The sequence below is a fragment of the Streptomyces sp. NBC_01351 genome (assembly GCF_036237315.1).
In the GTDB taxonomy this organism is placed as follows: domain Bacteria; phylum Actinomycetota; class Actinomycetes; order Streptomycetales; family Streptomycetaceae; genus Streptomyces.
In genome coordinates, this window is the sequence record NZ_CP108356.1 from 1,146,276 (window position 1) to 1,168,267 (window position 21,992).

Genomic DNA, 21,992 nt, shown 5'->3' on the forward strand with positions numbered 1-21,992 from the left:
GCCCTCATTGTGCGCCGAGGAGGATCACTTCCAGGGTGCGGGGGCCGTGCACGCCCTCCACCCGGTCCAGTTCGATGTCGCTGGTGGCGGAGGGTCCGGAGATCCAGGTCAGCGGGCGGGTGGGGTCGAGGCGTTCGAGGGCCTGCGGTACGGAGTCCACCAGCTGCTCGGGGACGCGGACCACGCAGATGTGGTGGTCGGGGATCAGGGTGATGCGGCGGCGGCCCTGGTCGGGGCCGGCGTCGAGCACGATCGTGCCCGTTTCGGCGATGGCCAGGGCGCAGCCGGTGACCACGCTTTCGACCGCGTCCAGTTCGGCGGGGGTGGAGGCGGCCCGGTCGTGGATGCGGACCGGGTCGGCGGCCGCGAGCCAGTGCGGGGGCAGGGCGGGCGGTACGAGGACGGTCTGCGAGCCGCGCTCGGCCAGGAGCCGCATCAGCAGCAGGGCGATGCCGTCCTCGTCGGTGCGGTGGACCTTCGCACGGTACTCGGCGAGGTTCGCGGCGAGCAGGTCGGCGCTCTCGGCCGGGGTGCGGGCGCCGTGGACCCGCAGGTAGTCCCGGGGGACGGCGGAGTCCGGGCCGGAGGCGGCCCGGCGGATGCGGGCGAGGATGCGGTCCTTGCTGCTCACTGGGATGTCCCCCGTTCTCGGGTCCACCAGTCGCGGAAGGATTCCGCGGGGATGGCGGGCAGGGCTCGGGTGTCGGTCCAGGCCCGTCCGGGGCCGGGGAGGCGGCGGGGCGCCAGTCTGCGGGCCCGGGCCAGCAGGCGTTCTCCGGCGCGCAGGGCGCCCGGGCGGTCGAGGAGCAGCCGGGCGGCGCGCATGGCGGCGCGTTCGGCGGTGTGCCCGTGCGCGGGGCGGAGGGTCACGCGGATGCCCTCCCGGGTAACCGGCCCGCCCTGGGCCACCCGCTCGCGCAGGTGGACGAGGACCTCGGGGATGTCGATGGCGACCGGGCAGACCTCGTAGCAGGCCCCGCAGAGCGTGGAGGCGTAGGGCAGCGTGGCGTCGATCTCGCTGCCCGTGCCGCGCAGTTGGGGGCTGAGGATGGCTCCGATGGGGCCGGGGTAGACGGAGCCGTAGGCGTGGCCGCCGGCGCGTTCGTAGACGGGGCAGACGTTGAGGCAGGCCGAGCAGCGGATGCAGCGCAGGGCCTGGCGGCCGGTCTCGTCGGCGAGTGTGTCGGTGCGGCCGTTGTCGAGGAGGACGAGGTGGAAGGCGGAGGGCCCGTCGCCGGCAGCAGTGCCGGTCCACATCGTCGTGTACGGGTTCATCCGCTCGGCCGTCGAGGAGCGCGGCAGGGTCTGGAGGAAGACCTCCAGGTCGCGGAAGGTCGGGACGACCTTTTCGATGCCGACGACCGAGATCAGGGTCTCGGGCAGGGTCAGGCACATGCGGCCGTTGCCCTCGGACTCGAAGACGACCATCGTGCCGGTCTCGGCGACCATGAAGTTGGCGCCGGAGACGGCTACTTCGGCGCGCAGGAACTTCTCGCGCAGGTGCAGGCGGGCCGCTTCGGCCAGCTCGCGGGGGTCGTCGCCGAGCCCTTCGGGGGCGGGGCGTCCCCAACTGCCCATTTCGGAGCGGAAGATGTCGCGGATCTCGCCCCGGTTGCGGTGGATGGCCGGGACCAGGATGTGCGAGGGCCGGTCGTGTCCGAGCTGGACGATGAGCTCGGCTAGGTCGGTTTCGTAGGCGGCGATCCCGGCGGCCTCCAGGGCCTCGTTGAGGCCGATCTCCTGAGTGGCCATGGACTTGACCTTGACCACTTCTCGCTCACCTGTGGCGCGCACGAGGTCCGTGACGATGCGGTTGGCCTCGTCCGCGTCGGCCGCCCAGTGGACGGTGCCGCCGGCGGCCGTCACCGACTCCTCCAACTGGAGGAGGTAGCAGTCGAGGTGACGGAGCGTATGGTCCTTGATCGCCTTTCCGGCGGCCCGCAGCCGGTCCCAGTCCTCCAATTCGGCCACGGCCCGCGCCCGCTTGTCGCGGATGGTGTGCGTGGCGTGCCGGAGGTTGGCGCGCAGTACCTCGTCCCGTACGGCTTCGCCGGCCGCTTCCGGGAAGGCGGGGAAGGCCGGCATGCCGAGATATGTGCCCGTCATGACAGGGGTTCCTCCTCGGTCGCGGCCAGGATCTCCGCGAGGTGCACGGCCCGCAGCGGGGCGTCCGCGCGGCGCAGCAGGCCGTCGAGATGGGCGAGGCAGGAGTTGTCGGCGCCGCACAGCACCTCGGCTCCGCTCGCGGCCGCGTTGTCGATCTTGTCGGTGCCCATGGCGGCCGACACGTCCGGGTTCTTGACGGCGAAGGTGCCGCCGAAGCCGCAGCACTCCTCCGCGCCGGGCAGTTCGACCAGGTCCAGCCCCTTCACGGCGGCCAGCAGCCTGCGCGGCCGGTCGCCGAGTCCGAGGCTCCGCAGCCCGTGGCAGGAGGGGTGGTAGGTGACTGTGTGCGGGAAGTACGCGCCGACGTCGGTCACCCCGAGTACGTCCACGAGGAACTCGGTGAGCTCGTACACGCGCGGCGCGAGCGATTCGGCCGCCTCGGCGAGCTCGGTGCCGCGCCCCTCCCCCGCGGCCTTGCGGCCGATCCGCGGGTAGTGCTCGCGGATCATCGCGGCGCAGGACCCGGAGGGCGTGACCACGTACTCGTATCCGGCGAAGGCCTTCGCCGTACGCCGCAGCAGCGGTTCCGTTTCGTGCCGATAGCCCGTGTTGTACTGCGGCTGGCCGCAGCAGCTCTGGGCCTCGGGGAAGTCCACGTCGACGCCGAGGCGCTCCAGGAGGCGCACGACGGCGATGCCGGTTCGGGGGTAGAGCGCGTCATTGACGCAGGTGACGAACAGGGCGACGCGCATGACGGGCAGAATAGCCGGGTGAAGAAGTTCTCAGTGATCGGCATAGGCGCGGGCGACCCGGACCACCTGACCCTCCAGGCGGTCAAGGCGATCGGCGCGGCGGACGCATTCCTCATCCTGGAGAAGGGTGAGGAGAAGGCGGACCTGACCGGGCTGCGGCGCGCGATGCTCGAAGAGCACGCGCGCCCCGGCCACCGGCTGGTGGAGGGCCGCGACCCGGACCGGGACCGGGCCCCCGCCGACTACACCCCGACGGTGGACGGCTGGCGCAGTGCGCGGGCCGAGCTCTTCGAGCGGTTCATCGCGGAGGATCTGGCGGAGGGGGAGACCGGCGCGTTCCTGGTGTGGGGCGACCCGTCGCTGTACGACTCCACGCTCGCGATCCTCGACGAGGTGCTGGAGCGGGGCCGGGTGGCCTTCGAGCACGAGGTCGTCCCCGGCATCAGCAGCGTCTCCGCCCTGCTGGCCCGGCACCGCACGAACCTGAACCGGGTCGGGCGGCCGGTCCAGATCACCACCGGGCGGCGGCTCGCGGAGGGCTGGCCGGACGAGGTGGACGACGTGGTGGTGATGCTGGATGCCCGGCACGCCTTCACGGCCCACCTGGACCAGGACCTCTTCATCTACTGGGGGGCCTACGTGGGCACCCCGGACGAGATCCTGGTCTCGGGGAAGCTGGCCGAGGTCGCGGGGCGGATCGAGGAGCTGCGTACCGAGGCCCGGGCCCGCAAGGGCTGGATCATGGACACGTACCTGCTGCGGCGCGGCTGAGCCCCCTCATCGCGCTCACTTCAGGAAGGCCGGCAGGGCGGCGGCGAGGCGTTCGTACTCCTCGGGCCGGTTGTAGAGCTGGCCGCAGACGCGGATGCCGCCGCCGGCCGGCCACGGCCAGATCAGCACCCGGATGCGCAGCCGCGCCGCGAGCTCCTCGCGCAGCGCGCGGGCGGCCTCGTGGGTCTCGGCGACCCCGGGCGGCAGCCGTAGCGTGCGCATGGCGAGGCCGTCGCCGCCGGGCAGCGGGGTGAGCCCGGGGAGCTCGGCGAGCAGGGCCGCGCCGTGGGCGGCCAGGGCGCTGTTGTGGGCCCGTACCTTGGCCGCGTCGAGGCGGTGGATGAGGTCGAGCCCCTCGGGGGCGGCGAGCCAGCCCGTGTAGTCGGCGGTGGCGCGGTTCTCGACGGCGCGCGGAAAGCCGTGCTGGTCCTCCCAGGACGGTACGAGGGCCCTGATCCGGCGGCGGTGCTGCGGGGCGACGGCGAGGACGGCGCTCCCGGGCGGGGCGTACCCCCATTTGTGGAGGTTCCCGAACCAGAAGTCGGCGCCGCCGGCGAGGGGGTCGGCGAGCATGCCGGGGGCGTGGGCGCCGTCGACGACTGTGGTGACCCCGCGTTCCCGCAGGTCGGCGAGGAGCCGGGGCGAGGCGATGATCCGGGCGGTGGGCGAGCTGACGTGGTCGAGGACGGCCACCTTGGTCCGCGGGGTCAGCGCGGCCAGCACGGCCTCACGGACGGCGTCCTCGTCGGGCAGGCCGGGGTCGAGGGCGACGGTGGTGACCGGGGCGCGGCGGGCGGCGGCCGCGACGACGGTGCCGTAGCCGTGGTCGCTGACCAGGATCTCGTCGCCCTCGGCGAAGGGGATCGCGTCGAGCGCGAGGTTGGCGCCTTCGGTGGCGTTGGAGATGAAGGCCATGCCGTCGGGGTCGGTACCAAGGTGCGCGGCGATCCGCGCGCGGGCCTCGGCCAGCCGGTCCGGGACGGCGAGGAAGAAGGCGTCGGGATCGGCGTGCGCTTCCGCGAGCAGCGCCGCTTGGGCCTCCTGCACCGGAACCGGCACCGCTCCGAAGGAGCCGTGGTTGAGGTGGGCGACGCGGGGGTCCAGGCGGAACAGGGCCTGCCCGCCGGGGAACTCGGCGGGTGAATCCGCAGGGGTACCTGCGGGGAACTCGGCGTCGGCGGGGTGTGCCGGCACGGTCACGGGGCCTCCGTAGGGGCGGAGCGGCTGTCCCCCTGATCATCTCCCGCCGGGGCCGCTGCCGGTAGCCCGCCCGCGAAGGCCGCCCGGCGGGCGCGGGCGACGAGCTCGCGCACGACGGGGCGGGGTTCTCCGCGCCGGACCACGGGGCGGGGTTCTCCGCGCCGAACCGGGGAGAGCGGCGCCCGCTCGACCGCCGGAGTGCGTCGGCCCCCGAGGGGCCTACGGCTCACGCCCACTGGTCGCCCCGTGGTACTGGAGGTCCTGCACCTCGACGGTGCGGTCCACCGGGTACGCCAGCTCCACCTCCGCCCCCGGCTTCCCGCCCCGCACCACCTGCGCCGAGCTGGTGCCCGGCTTCAGCGGGAGCAGTTCGGAGTGGATTCCGGCGGGAGCCCGATGGGTGTCCTTGGCGGAGCCGACGGTCGTACGGACTTCCGCGGGCTCCGCGAGGAAGCTGAGCACCTCCACCGTGTCCCGGGGCGCGGCGCTGCCCTTGCGGAGCGACATCACCAGCGACTGCGGGCCCGTCGGGTCGGCGGCGGCGAACTGGGTGCGGGAGGTCAGGTACAGGGTGTCCCGGACGATCTTCGGCCAGCCGCCGGTCTTGAACCTGGTCAGGTAGTACGAGCTCAGGTCCAGGTAGGTGTGGCCGTTGTGCAGGGAGGGCGCGAACTGGGTGCTCTCGGAGTAGTCGTTCCAGGTGGTGAGCTGTACCCAGTCGGCGCCGTCCTCGATGGCGCGCGTCCAAGTGGCGCGCAGGGTGGCGGTGTTGCCGGCCTCGTCGTAGACGCCCTGGTTGGGGCGGGCGTCCTGCACGGACACCGGCTGCATCCAGATCTTGCCCGCGTCGTGGGCCCGCCGTACGTCGCGCGCGGAGCCTTCCTGGCCGACGTAGCTGCGACTGCCCCACTCGGAGAACCCGTAACTGATGGGCGCGAACTCCCCGTTGTGCGCGCCGAAGTCGAGGAAGAGCGGGACGAAGGCGGTGCGGATGCCGTGCCGGGTCCGGAGGAGTTCCAGGGTCTCGCTCCACCAGGCGACGCTCTTGGCCTCCGCCTTGAAGGGGGAGACGACGAGCCGACCGTCCGGGAGCCGGTGGGCGGCGGGCGCCTGGCCGAGGGTGGCGATCGCCTCGGCGAGCACGGCCGGGTCGTCGGTCCGCAGCGAGGTCATGTCCGGCATCAGCATGACCTTGAACCCCGGGTCCACCGAACGGGCCGCGGCCATCAGCTGCCGGGAGCGTTCCCAGTTCTTGCCGGAGAGGGAGAGCAGGTCGAGGGTGAACCCGTCGATGCCCGCCGCGACGGCCGTGCGCACCTCCTGCTGGAGGTTGGCGTACTCCCAGTCGCCGCTCCGGGGCGCCACGGGCAGCGGCCGGTCGCGCAGCAGTCCGCCGTACGTCCCGTGCTTCCCCTTCTCGCCCTCCGGGTCGAGGTAGTTGCGGGTGTAGTAGTCACTGTCGGCGCTCTGGTTGTCGAGGGAGAGCGGGTACGGGGTGAAGTAGTGGGCGAAGACCAGCTTCTTGCCCGCCGCGCCGGAGCGCAGGGTGGCCGGCTTCGGCATGTCGAAGGGAAGGGCCCGCGTCTCGGGGGCGCCGCCGGGGCCGGGCTCCGGAGCCGCGTCCCCGGTGGGCGGCGGGCTCGCGGTCGGCTGCCGGGTGGCCGGGGCGCCGGTTTCGGCGGGTGGGGCGGTGGCGGCGGGCTCGGTGGGCCAGGGGGTGTCGGTGGCGACGGTCGGCCCCTCCCCCGCGGAAGCGCGCGCGAAGGGGTCCCAGGCGATCCCCGTGGCGGCGCAGACGCCGACCAGGAGGAATCCGCAGACCAGGAGCAGCAGCGGCCGGCCGCCCCGGACCCCGGTGCGGCGCCGGTGCGACCGGGGCCGCGCGGAGGCCCCGCGCCCGTGCCGGGCCCGGCGTTCGGCCGGGCCCGCCGGTTCCACGCGGTGCGCCCGTTCCACGCCGTCGGCACGCTCCGCCCGGTCCGCACGCTCCAACCGGTCCGCACGCTCCGCCCGGTCCCCCGCGCGGTCCCCCGGCCCGCCCGGGCCCGCTCGCCGTCCTGCCCGCCGGTTCCCCGTCATCCTGTCCCCTCCCACGTCCTTCGGGTCCCGGCTCAGCCCGCTACGGGGTACATCGAGCCCCGCCGGCCCTCCGGTGAGCTCAGCCACTCCAGCTTCTCGGCGGTTCCGGTGCCCGGGAGCGGGGTGTGCAGCACGATCGCCAGGTCGGGGCGGGCGGGCACGCGCAGCTGGGTCGTCTCCACGTGCAGGGTGCCGACGACCGGATGCTGCATCTGCTTCTTCGTCAGGCCGCCGGGACGGACGTCCTGCCGGTCCCACAACGCGGCGAACTCCGGGCTGAGTTCCCGGGCCTCCTCGACGACGGCCCGGAACCCCTCGTCGTGGGGGTGCTCCGAGCAGGCCGCCCGGAACTGGGCGACCACGTTGGCGGCGTTCTCCTCCCAGTGCGCGGAACGCGACCGGTAGAGGGGGTCGGTGAAGAAGGCGATCAGGCAGTTCTGGACGATCTCCGGACGCATCCCGAGGACCATCGCGGCCGCCTCGTTGTACAGCACCGTGTTCCAGTAGGCGTCCATGATGTGCGCGGGGAACGGCATCCACGCGTCGATCAGCCGCTTCAGGCCCTCGCACATGTCGCGGTCCGCCGGGGCGACCTCCAGCACGGGCGGGTTGAGCCCGGCGAGCACGTACAGGTGCCGGCGTTCCGCGCTGGTGAGCTTCAGTACCCGGCCGACCGAGTCCAGGACCTGCCCGGACACGGTGATGTCGCGACCCTGTTCGAGCCACTGGTACCAGGAGACCCCGACGCCGGCGAGCACCGCGACCTCCTCCCGGCGCAGGCCCGGCGTCCGGCGGCGGGCCCCGCCGTCCGGCAGGCCCGCCTCGGCCGGGGAGATCCTGGCCCGTCTGCTCATCAGGAAACCCCGCAGCTCGGTCCGTCGGTGCGCGTCGATCGGTATGGCCACGAGTCCCCCTGTCCGGCTGCCTGGTGTTGCCGCCAACAGGATAAGTTCCCACTCTCCACGGGCATTCCCGCGCCACGAAGCTGACTGCCATGGCGATCGACACACATACGACGACCCACTCACCCGACACGGCGGCCCCCGAGGGCGGCGACCGGCTCTCCGGCCGGGCCCGTCTGGTCCTCTTCGTCCTCTGCGCCGCCCAGTTCATGGTGGCCCTCGACTTCTCCGTACTGAACGTGGCCCTGCCTGTGCTCGGCAAGGACCTCGGGCTGAGCCGGTCCGGCCTCCAGTGGGCGGTCACCGCGTTCGCGCTGCCCTCCGGCGGCTTCCTGCTCCTGTTCGGCCGGATCGCGGACCTGTACGGCCGCAAGAAGCTGTTCCTGACCGGCCTCGCACTCTTCGGCGCGGCCTCCGTGCTCGCGACCCTCGCCTGGGACCCGGCCTCCTTCCTGACCGGGCGCGCGCTCCAGGGCATGGGCGCGGCGGTCATCGTCCCCACCGGCATGTCCCTGCTGACCACGACCTTCCCCGAGGGTCCGCTGCGCGACAGGGCGCTCGGCATCTCCGGCACGCTGCTGTCCCTCGGCTACACCGTCGGCATGCTGCTCGGCGGTGTCCTGACCGACACCCTGGGCTGGCGTTCGACGATGGGCCTGCTCGCGGTGGCCTCGGTGGTCGTACTGGCCTTCGCGCCGGGGCTGTTGGGGGAGTCGCGCACGACCGAGCGGCCGCGGCTGGACGTGCCCGGGGCCATCACGGTCACCGGCTCCCTGCTGGCGCTGATCTACGCCCTGTCGACGGCGGCGCAGCGCGGCTTCGGCGGCGCGGACGTCTGGGGCACCCTGGTGGTCGGACTGGTCCTGCTCGTCGCGTTCGCGGTGGCGGAGACGCGGTCCCCGGCCCCCCTGGTCTCGCCGGCGATGCTGAAGCGGCGCACGGTCGCCTGGGGCAATCTCGGCGGTCTGGTCACCTTCTCGATGATGTCGACGGTCGTCTTCGTCCTGACCCTCTACCTCCAGGAGACGCTGGAACTGTCGGCCTTCCGTACGGGTCTGGTCTTCGGCATCCAGGGCATCGCCTCCGTCCTCGCCGGTTCGTACGCCCCGAGGGTCATCGGCCGCTTCGGCGCCCGCCGCACCCTGATCGGCTCCCTGCTCGGCCAGGGCGTGCTGACCGCCGCGCTGCTCGTCGTGGGCTCGGAGTCGGGCGCCCTGTTGGCTACCGTGGCGGTGTCGCTGGCCAGCATGTGCCACCTCGGCGCGATCATCTCGTACGGGCTGGTGGTGACGAGCGGCGTGCCCGACGAGGAACAGGGGCTGGCGACCGGCCTGGTCACCACCACCCAGCAGGTCGGCCTCACCATCGGCATCCCACTGCTGGGCGTGCTGGCCACCACGCAGGCCTCCCTGTTCGGCGGGGTGCGGACGGTGCTGGCGGCCGACGCGGCGATCGTCCTCGCGGCGGCGCTCCTGGTGTACCTGGGCCTGCGCCGCCGTCGGTAGCCGCGTAGGAATACGACATTCCCCTGGTCTTCCGACGCAAGTGGCGCATAATCGTCGTCACGCGGCCTGTTCGTACCCTGTTGCCGCGCTTGGTCACGCATGCAATGGGGGGCATCGTGCCGATGAGGGATTCAGGGTCGTCGTCCGGAACAGTCCCCGCGACATCCGCCGAGATGTCCCGCCTGCTCACCGCCGTCCGGCGGGGGCGGGTGCTGACCGTGGCCGGCGGGTTCCGCGAGCCGCGGGGCCTGTTGGTGCGGGAGATCGCGCGGCGGCTCGTGTCGAACTTCTACGACGGGGTCGCCGTGGTCGCGATGGAGCCGGTCCGCGGCCGGCTCGGGGCGCACGAGCTGACGGCCGAGCTGGGCTGCGTGCCCGGCATGCCGTTCCTGCCCGGCGGGCGGACGGCGAGCGTCGCCTCCTGGCTGGCCGAGCGGGACATGCTGCTCGTCCTGGACGGCGCGGAGCAGCTCGGCCCGGACGCCCTGGCCTGGCTGCGGGAGCTGCTCACCGTCGCCCCGGGCCTGCGGATCCTCGCCGCCGGGCGGGCGCCGCTGGGCCTCGACGGGGAACGGGTCCACCGGCTCTGAAGCCCGGCCTCGTCTGCGGCCATGTGTACGGCCATGTGCACTGCGCCTGCGGCGCATTGTGTGCACCGTGTGTCGCCGCCATGACGGCGCCACATCACCGCAGCAGCACCGGCACAGCACTGCCATCGGGGAGTCATTGAGTGGCGGGGGACGGAAACCTAGGGTCTGACCTGCGGGTTCCGGTCGCGCATGTGCTGCGCGATCGTGGGCCCGGGCGTGTACGTCAACCTCCCCCGCACGTACAGGAGATCCTCGTGAGCGAGCACACCAGTGCGCCCCGGACCGGTCCGGTCGGCAGACGCGGCTTCCTCGCCGGCGCCGCGGCGGTGGCGGCGGCAGCGGCCACTCCGTCCCTCGCCCAGGCGGCGACGTCGGGCACCGCGGCAGCGTCCGCGGCCCGCCCCAACATCCTGCTGATCGTCACCGACGACCAGCCCAAGCACACCGACTGGGCGATCCAGAAGACCATCGGCTGGATAGCCGACCAGGGCGTGAAGTTCACCAACGGCCACGTGTCCACTCCGCTGTGCTCGCCGTCGCGGTCGTCGGTCTTCTCGGGCCGGTACGCCCACAACCACGGCGTACGAAACAACGGCGCCTCGCACAGCCTCGACCAGCACAGCACGGTGCAGCGCTACCTCAAGCAAGCGGGCTACCGCACCGGGCTGTTCGGCAAGTACCTCAACTCCTGGGCGCTGGCGGACAATCCGCCGCACTTCGAGGAGTGGGCGCTGCTCCAGCCCGCCTACAACAACGCCAACTGGAACGTCAACGGGACGGTCCAGACCCTCACCGGCTACACCACCAACATCGTCAAGAACAAGACCCTGGCCTTCCTCGACAAGGCCACCACCGACACCCGGCCGTGGTTCGCGTACGTCACCCCGTACGCCTCGCACGAGCCGAACACGCCCGCGGCCAAGTACGCCGACACGGTCGTGCCCGCGTGGAACGGGCGGCCGTCGGTCCCCGAGGCCGATCGCAGCGACAAACCGGCCTACATCCAGAACGCGACGGGCACCCTCGCCGAGGCCAAGGCGCTGCGCGAGCGCCAGCTGCGGTCCCTGCTCTCCGTGGACGACGCGGTGCAGGCGATCCACGACAAGCTGGCGGCGATCGGCCAGCTCGACAACACCCTGGTCATCTACATCGGCGACAACGGCTACTCGTGGGCCGACCACGGCTGGCTGAAGAAGTCCGTGCCCTACTCCCCCGCCCACGAGGTGCCGTTCTACCTCTCCTGGCCAGCCGGCGGACTGGGCTCGGGCACCGTCGACAACCGCGTCGTCGCCAACATCGACATCGCGCCGACCATCCTGGACGCGGCCGGGATCACCCCCGACACCCCGCAGGACGGCCGCTCGCTGCTCACCGGTTTCAGCCGCGACCACCTGCTGGTCGAGTGGTGGAAGCAGGGCACCGGCGGCACCGGTCCGAAGACCTGGGCCTCGTACGTGGCCAAGGACAAGCAGTACACGGAGTACTACGACCTGCACACCGATGCCACGGGCGCGGTCTCCGGCACCGGGCAGGTGACCTTCCGCGAGTACTACGACCTGGTGAGCGACCCGTACCAACTGCAGAACCTGCTCCACCAGGCCACCCCGCAGCAGGAACAGGCCCTCGGCATCCCGGCGTTGGCCGCGGCCCTGGCCGCCGACCGCACCGCCTGACCGACCGGTCCACGCGTTTCGCCGGACATCCCGTAGGAGACACCGATGCCGCCCAAGCCCTGCTGCACCCCCGGCCGGGAGCCCTCCGCCGACCTGCTCACCCTGGTCCGGCGGCCCCAGGCCCCGCCGGCGGCGGATCCCGCGGCGGCGCGGGCCGTCCGCGATCTGGTGGACGTCGCGGGCGGCCGGTTCCTGATGGGGACCGAGGACCCGGACGGGTTCCCGGCGGACGGCGAGGGCCCGGTACGGGAGGAGGTGGTCGGGGCGTTCCGCATCGCCCCGACCACCGTCACCAACGCGCAGTTCGCCTCGTTCGTGAAGGCCACCGGCCACGTCACGGAGGCGGAGTCCTTCGGCTTCAGCTTCGTCTTCGCGGGCTTCCTCAGCGGTGAACTCACCTCCGCGTCACCGGCGGTGGCGGGCACCCCGTGGTGGCGGGCGGTCTCCGGAGCCGACTGGCGCCGTCCGGAGGGACCCGGATCCTCCTTCGCCGCGCGGCAGAGCCACCCCGTGGTCCACGTCTCCTGGCACGACGCGCTCGCCTACTGCGCCTGGTCCGGGACGCGGCTGCCCACGGAACCCGAATGGGAGTTCGCCGCGCGCGGCGGCCTGGAGCAGAAGCGCTACCCGTGGGGCGACCAACTCCGCCCCGACGGCCGGTACATGTGCAACATCTGGAACGGCGACTTCCCGGCCCACAACACCCGGGCCGACGGGTACGCGGGCACGGCTCCCGCCAAGTCCTTCCGGCCCAACGGGTACGGGCTGTACAACGCGGTCGGCAACGTGTGGGAGTGGTCCGCCGACCGCTTCTCCGCCTCCGGCGGCCCGGAGCGCACCATGCGCGGCGGCTCCCACATGTGCCACGACTCGTACTGCAACCGCTACCGGGTCGCGGCACGGACCCGCAACACCCCGGACAGCTCGGCCGGGAACATCGGCTTCCGCGTGGCGGCCGACCCGGACTGAGCCCCCGGATACGGGTCCGCCCCGGTCGGCACGGGGCCGACCGGGGCGGATCACGCGAGGAACTGCTACGGCTTCAGCCTCAGCCGAGGATCGCCAGCGCGTTGTTCAGGGTCGCGGACGGACGCATGATCGCAGCGGCCTTGGCGGCATCGGGCTGGTAGTAACCGCCGATCTCCACCGGGGAGCCCTGCACCGCGATGAGCTCGGCGACGATGGTCTGCTCCTGCTCGGCCAGGGTCTTGGCGAGCGGCTCGAAGGCCGCCGCCAGCTCGGCGTCGTCGGTCTGCGTGGCCAGCTCCTGCGCCCAGTACAGCGCGAGGTAGAAGTGGCTGCCGCGGTTGTCGATGCCGCCCAGCTTGCGGCTCGGCGACTTGTCCTCGTTGAGGAAGGTGCCGGTCGCGCGGTCCAGGGTGTCGGCCAGCACCTGGGCGCGGGCGTTGCCGGTGGTGGTCGCGAGGTGCTCGAAGCTGGCCGCGAGCGCGAAGAACTCGCCGAGCGAGTCCCAGCGCAGGTAGTTCTCCTTGACCAGCTGCTGGACGTGCTTCGGGGCGGAGCCGCCGGCGCCCGTCTCGAAGAGGCCGCCGCCGTTCATCAGCGGGACGACCGACAGCATCTTGGCGCTGGTGCCCAGCTCCAGGATCGGGAAGAGGTCGGTCAGGTAGTCGCGCAGCACGTTGCCGGTCACCGAGATGGTGTCCTCGCCGCGGCGGATGCGCTCCAGGGAGAAGGCGGTGGCCTCGACCGGGGAGAGGATCTTGATGTCCAGGCCCTCGGTGTCGTGGTCGGCCAGGTACGTCTTGACCTTGGCGATCAGCTGCGCGTCGTGCGCGCGGCTCTCGTCCAGCCAGAAGACGGCCGGGCTGCCGGTGGCGCGGGCGCGGGTGACGGCGAGCTTGACCCAGTCCTGGATCGGCAGGTCCTTGGTCTGGCAGGCGCGGAAGATGTCGCCGGCGGCGACCTCCTGCTCCAGGACCACGTTGCCCGCGGCGTCGACGACGCGGACGGTGCCCGCGGCGGCGATCTCGAAGGTCTTGTCGTGGCTGCCGTACTCCTCGGCCTTCTGGGCCATCAGGCCGACGTTCGGCACCGAGCCCATGGTGGACGGGTCGAACGCGCCGTGCGCGCGGCAGTCGTCGACGACGACCTGGTACACGCCCGCGTAGCTGCTGTCCGGGAGGACGGCGAGGGTGTCGGCCTCGGCGCCGTCCGGGCCCCACATGTGGCCGGAGGTACGGATCATGGCCGGCATGGAGGCGTCGACGATGACGTCGGACGGCACGTGCAGGTTGGTGATGCCCTTGTCGGAGTCGACCATCGCGAGGGCCGGGCCCTCGGCGATCTCGGCGTCGATGGAGGCCTTGATCGCGTCGCCGTCGGGCAGGGCGCCCAGACCGTTCAGGATGGCGCCGAGACCGTCGTTGGGCGACAGGCCGGCGGCGGCGAGGGTCTCGCCGTAGCGCGCGAAGGTCTTCGGGAGGAAGGCGCGGACCACGTGGCCGAAGACGATCGGGTCGGAGACCTTCATCATCGTGGCCTTGAGGTGCACCGAGAACAGGACGCCCTCGGCCTTGGCACGCTCGATCTGGTCGTTGAGGAAGGTGCGCAGCGCGTCGACGTGCAGGACGGACGCGTCCACGACCTCACCGGCGAGGACCGGTACGGACTCGCGCAGCACGGTGGTGGCGCCGTCGGCGGCCACGTGCTCGATGCGCAGGGTGCCGGCCTCGGCGATCGTGGCGGACTTCTCGGTGGAGCGGAAGTCGTTCTCGCCCATGGTGGCGATGTGCGTCTTCGACTCGGGGGACCAGGCGCCCATGCGGTGCGGGTGCGTCTTGGCGTAGTTCTTGACCGAGCCGGGGGCGCGGCGGTCCGAGTTGCCCTCGCGCAGGACCGGGTTGACGGCGCTGCCCTTGATCTTGTCGTAACGGGAGCGGATCTCGCGCTCCTCGTCGGACTTCGGGTCGTCCGGGTAGTCCGGGAGGGCGTAGCCCTGGCCCTGGAGCTCGGCGACCGCGGCCTTCAGCTGCGGGATCGAGGCCGAGACGTTGGGCAGCTTGATGATGTTCGCTCCCGGCGTCTTCGCCAGCTCACCGAGCTCGGCGAGGGCGTCGGCGATCCGCTGGCTCTCCTGGAGGTGCTCCGGGAAGCTGGCGATGATCCGACCGGCCAGGGAGATGTCACGGGTCTCGACATTCACACCGGCCGTCGACGCGTAGGCCTGGATCACAGGCAGGAAGGAATACGTCGCGAGGGCCGGGGCCTCGTCAGTGTGCGTGTAGATGATGGTCGAGTCAGTCACCGGTTGCTCCGCTCCACAGTCTGCGTCTCTCGTCTGCAACATTGCTCGACATCAAGATATCTCGTGATCGGGCCGGTCTGGACAGCCCCCTGCTCGAAGCTCCGGGTGAGGCGTGTCGCACATGTCACGCGAGAACGCCGCCGCCGACGTCTTGCGTCGGGGGCGGCGCTCGGGGAACGCGCGAGGCTCGTCAGACGAGGCTCGGCACCCGGTGGACCGACTTGGGGCTGGGACCGTACCGGTTCTCGTGCGGCTCCCCCTCGGTGCGCATCAGGACGAGCATCCAGATCCAGCCGATGACCGGGATGCAGCCGATGAAGTACCACCAGCCGGACTTGCCCTGGTCGTGCAGGCGGCGCACGGAGAGGCCGATGGCCGGCAGTGCGATCGCCAGGGTGTAGACCGCGTAGAGGATGAACTTCGCGTCGAACGCGAAGTCGATCGTGAGGACGACCGCCTCGACGACGGCGTTGCACAGGACGAACATCCAGAATTCCTGGCGTCGCGCACGGCCGGAGAAGGCGACGTACTTCTTCAGGACGTCGGTGTAGTAGTGCACGAGTCCCCCCAGAGGACGGGTGGTGGGCCAGTCCTTCTGGAGCAAGCCGGGGCAGAATTTATGCGGATGTTACTGCCCGGTCAAGGTCCTTTGCCTTGTCAGCCGATGTGGAAGGGATCTCCGTAGACCTTCCAGTCGAGGGGGGTGTCGAGGTTCAGGTTGCCCTTCCTGAGGAAGACCCGCTGGGCCGTGTCCACGCGACTGGTGTCGCTGTGCGCCTCCTCCTGCTTCATCGCCCAGACCCGGGCGTCGAGGAAGGCGTTCAGGTACGTGGTCTCGTTGCCGCCCTGGGACGGCGGCTTGGCCTTGGCGAGGGCGCGCTTGCGGATGTTGCGGAAGCTCGCGGGGTCGGTGCCGTCGCCGTGCATGACGATGGCGTCGTAGTAGATGAACTGGCCGAGTACACCGAGCCCGTCGGCCTTGCCCTGCTTCACGGACGGGTTGAAGTAGACCCGGTCGCGCTCTCGGTTCTGGGCCTTCTTGAACTCGCTGTCCTGGGCCGCCTTCGCCCAGTCCTTCGTGAAGTTCGGGTCGAGGCCGGCGTGCGAGTCGGTGCCGTCGACCCGGCGCAGCGCCGGCAGGTACTTGGCGAGGACGTTGCCCGGCTTGATCTCGGTGTAGTACTCGACGAGGTCGAGCATGTCGCCGGTGCCGGAGCAGAAGCCGATGATCCCGGCCGTGTAGCCGCGACCGTCACCTATGTCCTCTATGTACTTGTACTGCGCCTTCCAGTCCAGCGTGGAGTTCTCCGCACTGGAGACGATCTTCATGGCGATCTCCTTCTTCGCCGGATCGTCGAGCCCGACGGCCGCCGCCGCGACCGCGGAGGCCGCGGCGGGGGTTGCGGCGGGCGCGGGGTCGGTGGCGTGGGCGGCGACCGGGGCGGCGAGGAGTGCGCAGCCGAGTACGGCTCCGATGGCCAGCGTCTTGCGGTGGGGGGTTAACACAAGGCCTCCGTGGGGTGGTTGAGGCTTCCAGGTTGGTTAGGAAACTTTACTACCAGCCCACGGGGCCTTTCCTCAAGCCCCCTGCACCCGGTCCGCCAGCCCCCGCTTGGCATCCGGCCACTCGGGACGCGTGATGCCGTAGACGGCGGTGTCACGGATCCAGCCGTCCCTCATGACCATGTGGTGGCGCAGCACCCCCTCGTGCGTCGCGCCGAGGCGCTCGATCGCGGCCCGCGACCTGCTGTTGCGCACGTCGGTGAGGAGTTCGACGCGGTTCATGCCCATCACCTCGAAGGCGTGCGTGAGCATGAGCAGTTTGGCCTCGGTGTTCAGACCGGTCCCCTGCCAGGACGCCCCGAGGAAGGTGTAGCCGATCTCCAGCCGCCGGTACGTCCTGTTGATCGCCATCAGCCGGGTGGAGCCGGCGATCCGGCCGCTCGCCAGGTCCACCGTCGCGTACGCGATCTCCGTACCGGCCTCGCGCGCCGCGAGCGCTTCGTCGATGAAGGCGGGAACGCCCTCGGGATGCGGGACGGTCGTCACCGGGAGCTCCCACAGCTTCCCGTCCCGGATGGCCTCGCAGAGACCGTCGTGGTGCCGGTGCGCGAGCGGCTCCAGCCGTACCCGCCGTCCGACCAGTGCGCCGCCGTCCGGCTCTTCCGATATCCGCTCCATGTTCGGACCGCCCGTCCCAAGTGATCATCAGTGACAGGCGGACCCTACCGACGGCCCCGGCCGTCCTCACCGGATTTTCAGCAGGCGGTCAGGCGGTCGGACGGTCAGGCGGGTAGGCGGTCAGGCGGTCAGAGCCAGCCGTTGCGCCGGAACCCGCGGTGGATGACGAAGCAGGCGATCACCATGACGCCGACGACGAGCGGGTACCCGTAGGTCCAGTGCAGTTCGGGCATGTGGTCGAAGTTCATGCCGTAGACCCCGCACACCATGGTCGGGACGGCGACGATCGCGGCCCACGCCGTGATCTTGCGCATGTCCTCGTTCTGGGCGACGGTCACCTGCGCCAGGTGCGCCTGGAGGATCGAGTCGAGGAGGTTGTCGTAGGCGCCGATCTGCTCGGTGGCCCGGGCCAGGTGGTCGGCGACGTCCCGGAAGTAGGCCCTGACCTCCGCCGGGATGACCGGTATCGGCTGCGTGGCCAGCTGCTGGAGCGGCCGGCTCAGCGGGGCCACCGCTCGCCGCAGCTCCAGGAGTTCGCGCTTGAGCTGGTAGATCCGGCCGGCGTCGCCGCGGCCTCCGTGCTCGCTGAAGACCGCGGTCTCCACGGCGTCGATGTCGTTCTGCACGGCGTCCGTGACGGCCACGTAGTCGTCGACCACGTGGTCGGCCATGGCGTGCAGCACCGCCGCCGGCCCCTGGGCCAGCTGGTCCGGGGCGGCCTCCAGGGCCTCGCGGACCGGGCCGAGGGTGAGGCGGCCGCCGTGCCGGATGGTGATGACGAAGTCCTGGCCGGTGAAGGCCATCAGCTCGCCGGTCTCCACCACCTCGCTGGTCGCGGTCAGCTCCTCGTGCTCGACGTACCGCACGGTCTTGAAGACGGCGAACAGCGTGTCGTCGTAGCGCTCGATCTTGGGGCGCTGGTGCGCGTTGACCGCGTCCTCGACGGCGAGCGGGTGCAGGCCGAAGAGCCGGGCGAGCCCGGCGAACTCCTCCTGCGAGGGCTCGTGCAGACCGATCCAGACGAAGCCCTCGCCCGTCTTGCGGACCCGGCGCAGCGCCTCCTCGGCCTCCGCGCAGCCGTCCTGCCGCACGCCGTCCTGGTAGACCACACAGTTGACCACCGCGCTGCCGAGCGGGGAGCGGGCGGGGTGACTGAGGTCGACCGCCCGCCGGTAGCCGCGGCGCACGGCCCGGCGCAGGTTGCTGAACATGGACAACGACGTACTCTCCTTCGGCGGATCAGCGGCCAGTCTGCCACCGCCCCCTCGGGGCCCGCGGCCGCCCCGTCAGGTGCGGTCGACGAACACGCTCGTCGACTTCACGCGCGCCGTGGCCCGCGCGCCCACTTCCAGCCCGAGCTCCTCCACCGCCTCCCGCGTGAGCAGCGAGACGATGCGGTGCGGACCGGCCTGGATCTCCACCTGCGCGGTGACCGTCCCGAGCTTCACCCCGGTGACGATCCCGGGGAAGGCGTTGCGCGCCGAGGTGTACGGAGCCTCGTCGCCATCGGCGCCCTCCTGCGCGGCCTCGACGCAGAACGCCGCCAGGTCCGGCCCGTCCACCATCCGCCGCGTGCCTTCCCTGCGGGTGGGGAACCGTTCGGCATCCGCCCAGCGCCGCGCCGTGTCGACGCTGACGCCGAGCAGCCGTGCCGCCTGACCGATCGTGTAGGACTCCATGCCCCGCAGCCTACGGCCCGGTCACCGAGGGACGACGCAGGGCCTCGCGGGCCGCCTCCCCGATCACCTCGGCCACCGCCGACAGCGCCGGGGAGTCCAGCTTCCACTGCTGCCAGTACAGCGGTACGTCCATCGGCCGGCGCGGCACCAGCAGCACGAGCGCCCCCGCCCGCAGCAGCGGCCGCGACTGCTGTTCCGGCACCAGGCCCCAGCCGAGCCCGGCGACCACCGCGTCGCGGAAGCCCTCCGAGGTCGGGATGGAGTGCCGCACCGCCCCGGCCCCGCCCGCCGGGTCCCCCGTCAGGTCGCGCACGAACGCGTCCTGGAGGTCGTCCCTGCGGTCGAACACGATGGTCGGCGCCACCCGCAGGTCCCGCTCCGGGTCCCCCGTCAGGTGCCGGGCCGCGAAACCGGGGCTCGCCACCGGCAGGTACCGCGCCAGCCCCAGCAGCCGGGATGCGCACCCCGCCACCGGGTCGGGCGAGGAGGTGACGGCCGCCATCACCTGCCCCTCCCTCAGCAGCTCCGTCGTGTGCGCCTCGTCCTCCCGGTGCAGCTCGACGCAGACCGGCGGGTCCTGGGGAACCCGCGCCAGCGCCGGCAGGAACCAGGTGGCCAGCGAGTCCGCGTTCACCGCGATCGGCAGCCGCACCGGGCCCGCCCCGTCGGCCATCCCCAGCTCGGCCCGCGCGTCGCGCTCCAGGCGGGCCAGCTGGCGGGCGAAGCGGATCACCACCTCGCCGGACGCCGTGGCCCGTACCGGCTTCGTACGCATCAGCAGGACCCGCCCGGTCCGCTGCTCCAGGGCCTTGACCCGCTGGCTGACGGCCGACGGCGTCACGTGCAGGGCCGCGGCGGCGGCGTCGAAGGTGCCCTCGTCCACCACGGCGAGGAGGGTCCGTACCTGGTCCAGGGGAAGCTCGTCCATCACGAGCGCTAATGGTACGTAAAAATCTTTAGCTGTACTGAACAGGAGTGGCTGCCTACGGTCGACCTCATGACACACGGCATCCTCACGGCGGCCCTCGCCGGTTTCGGCACCGGCCTCTCCCTCATCGTCGCCATCGGTGCGCAGAACGCCCTCGTCCTCCGTCAGGGCGCGCGCCGGCAGTCGGTCTTCGCCGTGGTCGCCATCTGTGCCGTCTCCGACGCCGTCCTCATCACCCTCGGCGTCGCCGGGGTCGGCGCCTTCGTCACCGCCTGGCCGGCCGCCCTCACGGCCGTCGGCATCGCCGGCGGCGGGTTCCTGATCTGCTACGGAGCCCTCGCGGCCCGCCGGGCGCTGCGACCCGCCCCGGGCGCTGCGCTCACCACGGAAGGCGGCGCTTCCGGTTCCGGCTCCGGCTCCGGCTCCCACCCCGGCCGCAGGGCCGCCGTGCTGACCTGCCTGGCCATGACCTGGCTCAATCCGCACGTCTACCTGGACACCGTCCTGCTGCTCGGCTCCCTCGCCGCCGACCGCGGCGACCTGCGCTGGGCCTTCGGGACCGGGGCCGTCCTGGCCAGCCTCACCTGGTTCTCCACCCTGGGCTACGGGGCCCGGCTGCTGAGCGGCCTGCTCGCCCGCCCCTCGGCCTGGCGGGTGCTGGACGGCCTCGTCGCCGCGACGATGGTCACCATGGGCGGCCTGCTCCTGGCCCGCGCCTGACACCGGCGTGCCGATGCGCGCCGGCCGCCCGGGGCCCGGCGTCGCGCGTGGCATAGTGCGGTGGACCGACCCCGTGGAGCTGGAGCCCGCCGTGCCCGACCGCCCCTCCCCCGACGAGGTGCGCGCGTACTACGCCGCCCAGCCGGCCCCGCTCGTGGCCGCCACCGGGGTCGTCCTGGACTCCCGCGGGCGGGTGCTCGTACTGACCACCTCGTACAAGGCCGATCTGGAGCTTCCGGGCGGCAGTGTGGAGGACACCGAGACCCCGGAGCAGGGCCTGGCCCGCGAGTTGAAGGAAGAGCTGGACCTCGTCGTGCCGGTCGGGCGACTGCTGGCCGTGGACTCCCGGCCGCCGGGCACGCTCGGCCGCTCCCTCATCGTGCACGTCCACCTCGTCGGCCCGCTGACACCGCAGGAGGCCTCGGCGATCTCCTTCCCGGACGGCGAGATCACCGAGGCCCGCTGGCTGGCGCCCGAGGAGGCGTACGAGGCCCTCCCGGCCCGTATCGCACCCCGGTTGCGCGCCGGCCTGGCCGCCCTGCACGCCGGCTCCTTCGCCCACCTCGTGGACGGCGTGCCCCAGCCCGGCTCCCCGGCCGGCCTGGACCCGGCCCGCCGGGCCGCCCTGGGCCACGCGGGCGAACTCGACGCGGCCAGCCACCGGGCCAACCGCCCCAAGGCCCTGACGGCGGCGAGCGTGCTCTTCACCGACGCCGAGGGCCGGATCCTGCTGGTCCGGCCCGCGTACGGCAGCACCCGCCGCTGGCACCTCCCCGGCGGCGGCATCGACAGCGACCTGGGCGAGACCCCGCGCGCGGCCGCCCGCCGGGAGGTCCAGGAGGAACTCGGCCTCGACCTCGCGCCGGGCCGTCTCCTCGCCGTGAACTGGTCCCACAAACCGGGCCACCCCGCCCGCATCCGCTTCCTCTACGACGGCGGCGTCCTCGACGCCCCGACCCTGGCCCGGATCCGTCTCGACCCCGTCGAACTCCTCGCCTGGCGTGCCGTACCCCGCACGGAGCTCCGCACCTTCGTGAAGGGCGCCCTGCGCCGCCAGATCGAAGCCTCCCTCACCGCCCGCAGCACGACTTCGGGCCCCCTGGAACTCCACGCCGGCCGCCCGGCCACGCCCTAACGGGGGCCCCGTCACATCTCCTCGACGGCCCGCAGCACGCCCAACAGGCCGGCGTCCCGCACCACCGGCCGCAGCGCGTCGACATCCGTGGCACGCAGCCGCAGCAGCCCGGCCGGCTCCAGCGACAGCAGAAGCGGTTCGGCGTGCTCCGCGAGCCATCCCTCCTGTCCCAGTTCACGGGCCGGCCGCAGCAGCCCGACCACCGCTTCCGGCGAGCGCTCGACCGCCGGGCCGGCGTCGAGCAGCATCCGCCACGGCGCCTGTCGCATCCCCCACCCGGACCCCCCGGTTTCACTTCGCTTCAGGAAGCACCCCCGAAGCCTAGGGCGTGACCTGCGCCGATGTCCTGATCTTCGGATTTCTCCGGCGCCGAGGGAACGGACCTCCCGTGCACTGGTTGGCCACGAGTCCGATCGCACTGCTCACCTTCGTGTTCACGGCCCTGTTCACCGGGGTCGTCCTGCCGCCGTATGGTCCTCGCGTCCCGCCCGCCGACGGGCCGC

General features: G+C 72.2%; 21 protein-coding genes. 7 read left to right on the forward strand and 14 right to left on the reverse strand.

Annotated features, from left to right (window positions below):
• Positions 1-4: 4 nt before the first annotated feature.
• The 3 genes from OG625_RS05330 to OG625_RS05340 are packed head-to-tail and all read right to left on the reverse strand — an operon-like array spanning position 5 to position 2,858.
• Positions 5-631 (reverse strand): LutC/YkgG family protein, encoded by a 627-nt coding sequence (locus OG625_RS05330; RefSeq protein ID WP_329376914.1) that lies wholly within the window; start codon positions 629-631, stop codon positions 5-7.
• Complete coding sequence (locus OG625_RS05335) at positions 628-2,106, reverse strand: lactate utilization protein B (protein WP_329376915.1); 1,479 nt, start codon at positions 2,104-2,106, stop codon at positions 628-630. The genes OG625_RS05330 and OG625_RS05335 overlap by 4 nt, the downstream gene beginning before the upstream one ends.
• Positions 2,103-2,858 carry a (Fe-S)-binding protein gene (locus OG625_RS05340; protein ID WP_329376916.1) on the reverse strand — a complete coding sequence of 252 codons (756 nt, stop codon included), beginning with the start codon at positions 2,856-2,858 and terminating at the stop codon, positions 2,103-2,105. The genes OG625_RS05335 and OG625_RS05340 overlap by 4 nt, the downstream gene beginning before the upstream one ends.
• An 18-nt stretch (positions 2,859-2,876) precedes the next feature.
• Between OG625_RS05340 and cobF the strand changes: the two genes are divergently transcribed.
• On the forward strand, positions 2,877-3,629 hold the full coding sequence (gene cobF, locus OG625_RS05345; protein WP_329376917.1) for a precorrin-6A synthase (deacetylating): 753 nt from the start codon (positions 2,877-2,879) through the stop codon (positions 3,627-3,629).
• Between the two features lie 15 nt (positions 3,630-3,644).
• Here cobF and OG625_RS05350 read toward each other — a convergent pair whose 3' ends face one another.
• The 3 genes from OG625_RS05350 to OG625_RS05360 form a co-directional block, all read right to left on the reverse strand.
• Positions 3,645-4,829: an aminotransferase class V-fold PLP-dependent enzyme gene (locus OG625_RS05350; protein WP_329376918.1), complete on the reverse strand. Its 1,185-nt coding sequence runs from the start codon at positions 4,827-4,829 to the stop codon at positions 3,645-3,647.
• Positions 4,830-5,048: 219 nt separating this feature from the next.
• The gene (locus OG625_RS05355) at positions 5,049-6,908 is read right to left on the reverse strand and encodes a glycoside hydrolase family 71 protein (protein ID WP_329376919.1); all 1,860 of its coding nucleotides are present in this window, start codon (positions 6,906-6,908) and stop codon (positions 5,049-5,051) included.
• A 32-nt stretch (positions 6,909-6,940) separates the two neighbouring features.
• Positions 6,941-7,762, reverse strand: coding sequence for a helix-turn-helix transcriptional regulator (locus tag OG625_RS05360; protein WP_329390453.1), 822 nt, complete (start codon positions 7,760-7,762; stop codon positions 6,941-6,943).
• 140 nt (positions 7,763-7,902) lie between these two features.
• Between OG625_RS05360 and OG625_RS05365 the strand changes: the two genes are divergently transcribed.
• The 4 genes from OG625_RS05365 (at position 7,903) to OG625_RS05380 (ending at position 12,547) form a co-directional block, all read left to right on the forward strand.
• On the forward strand, positions 7,903-9,315 hold the full coding sequence (locus OG625_RS05365; RefSeq protein WP_329376920.1) for an MFS transporter: 1,413 nt from the start codon (positions 7,903-7,905) through the stop codon (positions 9,313-9,315).
• Between the two features lie 173 nt (positions 9,316-9,488).
• Complete coding sequence (locus OG625_RS05370) at positions 9,489-9,905, forward strand: hypothetical protein (RefSeq protein ID WP_329376921.1); 417 nt, start codon at positions 9,489-9,491, stop codon at positions 9,903-9,905.
• Between the two features lie 254 nt (positions 9,906-10,159).
• Complete coding sequence (locus tag OG625_RS05375) at positions 10,160-11,578, forward strand: sulfatase family protein (RefSeq protein ID WP_329376922.1); 1,419 nt, start codon at positions 10,160-10,162, stop codon at positions 11,576-11,578.
• A gap of 45 nt (positions 11,579-11,623) precedes the next feature.
• The gene (locus tag OG625_RS05380) at positions 11,624-12,547 is read left to right on the forward strand and encodes a formylglycine-generating enzyme family protein (RefSeq protein WP_329376923.1); all 924 of its coding nucleotides are present in this window, start codon (positions 11,624-11,626) and stop codon (positions 12,545-12,547) included.
• 79 nt (positions 12,548-12,626) lie between these two features.
• Here OG625_RS05380 and OG625_RS05385 read toward each other — a convergent pair whose 3' ends face one another.
• The 7 genes from OG625_RS05385 to OG625_RS05415 form a co-directional block, all read right to left on the reverse strand.
• On the reverse strand, positions 12,627-14,846 hold the full coding sequence (locus tag OG625_RS05385; protein ID WP_329376924.1) for an NADP-dependent isocitrate dehydrogenase: 2,220 nt from the start codon (positions 14,844-14,846) through the stop codon (positions 12,627-12,629).
• Positions 14,847-15,036: 190 nt separating this feature from the next.
• Positions 15,037-15,450, reverse strand: a complete 414-nt coding sequence (locus tag OG625_RS05390; RefSeq protein ID WP_329376925.1) for a DUF805 domain-containing protein — start codon at positions 15,448-15,450, stop codon at positions 15,037-15,039.
• Between the two features lie 53 nt (positions 15,451-15,503).
• Positions 15,504-16,352, reverse strand: coding sequence for a chitosanase (locus OG625_RS05395; protein ID WP_329376926.1), 849 nt, complete (start codon positions 16,350-16,352; stop codon positions 15,504-15,506).
• A gap of 72 nt (positions 16,353-16,424) precedes the next feature.
• On the reverse strand, positions 16,425-17,027 hold the full coding sequence (locus OG625_RS05400; protein ID WP_329376927.1) for a GNAT family N-acetyltransferase: 603 nt from the start codon (positions 17,025-17,027) through the stop codon (positions 16,425-16,427).
• A gap of 128 nt (positions 17,028-17,155) precedes the next feature.
• Complete coding sequence (corA, locus tag OG625_RS05405) at positions 17,156-18,238, reverse strand: magnesium/cobalt transporter CorA (protein ID WP_329390455.1); 1,083 nt, start codon at positions 18,236-18,238, stop codon at positions 17,156-17,158.
• Positions 18,239-18,313: 75 nt separating this feature from the next.
• Entirely contained in the window at positions 18,314-18,706 is a 393-nt protein-coding gene (locus OG625_RS05410; protein WP_329376928.1) for a TOBE domain-containing protein, read from the reverse strand.
• Positions 18,707-18,716: 10 nt separating this feature from the next.
• Positions 18,717-19,634 carry a LysR family transcriptional regulator ArgP gene (locus OG625_RS05415; RefSeq protein ID WP_329390457.1) on the reverse strand — a complete coding sequence of 306 codons (918 nt, stop codon included), beginning with the start codon at positions 19,632-19,634 and terminating at the stop codon, positions 18,717-18,719.
• A 69-nt stretch (positions 19,635-19,703) separates the two neighbouring features.
• On the opposite strand from OG625_RS05415, the gene OG625_RS05420 reads away from it, so the two are divergent.
• On the forward strand, positions 19,704-20,354 hold the full coding sequence (locus OG625_RS05420; RefSeq protein WP_329376929.1) for a LysE/ArgO family amino acid transporter: 651 nt from the start codon (positions 19,704-19,706) through the stop codon (positions 20,352-20,354).
• Between the two features lie 73 nt (positions 20,355-20,427).
• The gene (locus OG625_RS05425) at positions 20,428-21,489 is read left to right on the forward strand and encodes an NUDIX hydrolase (protein ID WP_329376930.1); all 1,062 of its coding nucleotides are present in this window, start codon (positions 20,428-20,430) and stop codon (positions 21,487-21,489) included.
• Between the two features lie 11 nt (positions 21,490-21,500).
• On the opposite strand, the gene OG625_RS05430 is transcribed toward OG625_RS05425, so the two are convergent.
• Entirely contained in the window at positions 21,501-21,758 is a 258-nt protein-coding gene (locus tag OG625_RS05430; protein ID WP_329376931.1) for a hypothetical protein, read from the reverse strand.
• Between the last annotated feature and the right edge of the window lie 234 nt (positions 21,759-21,992).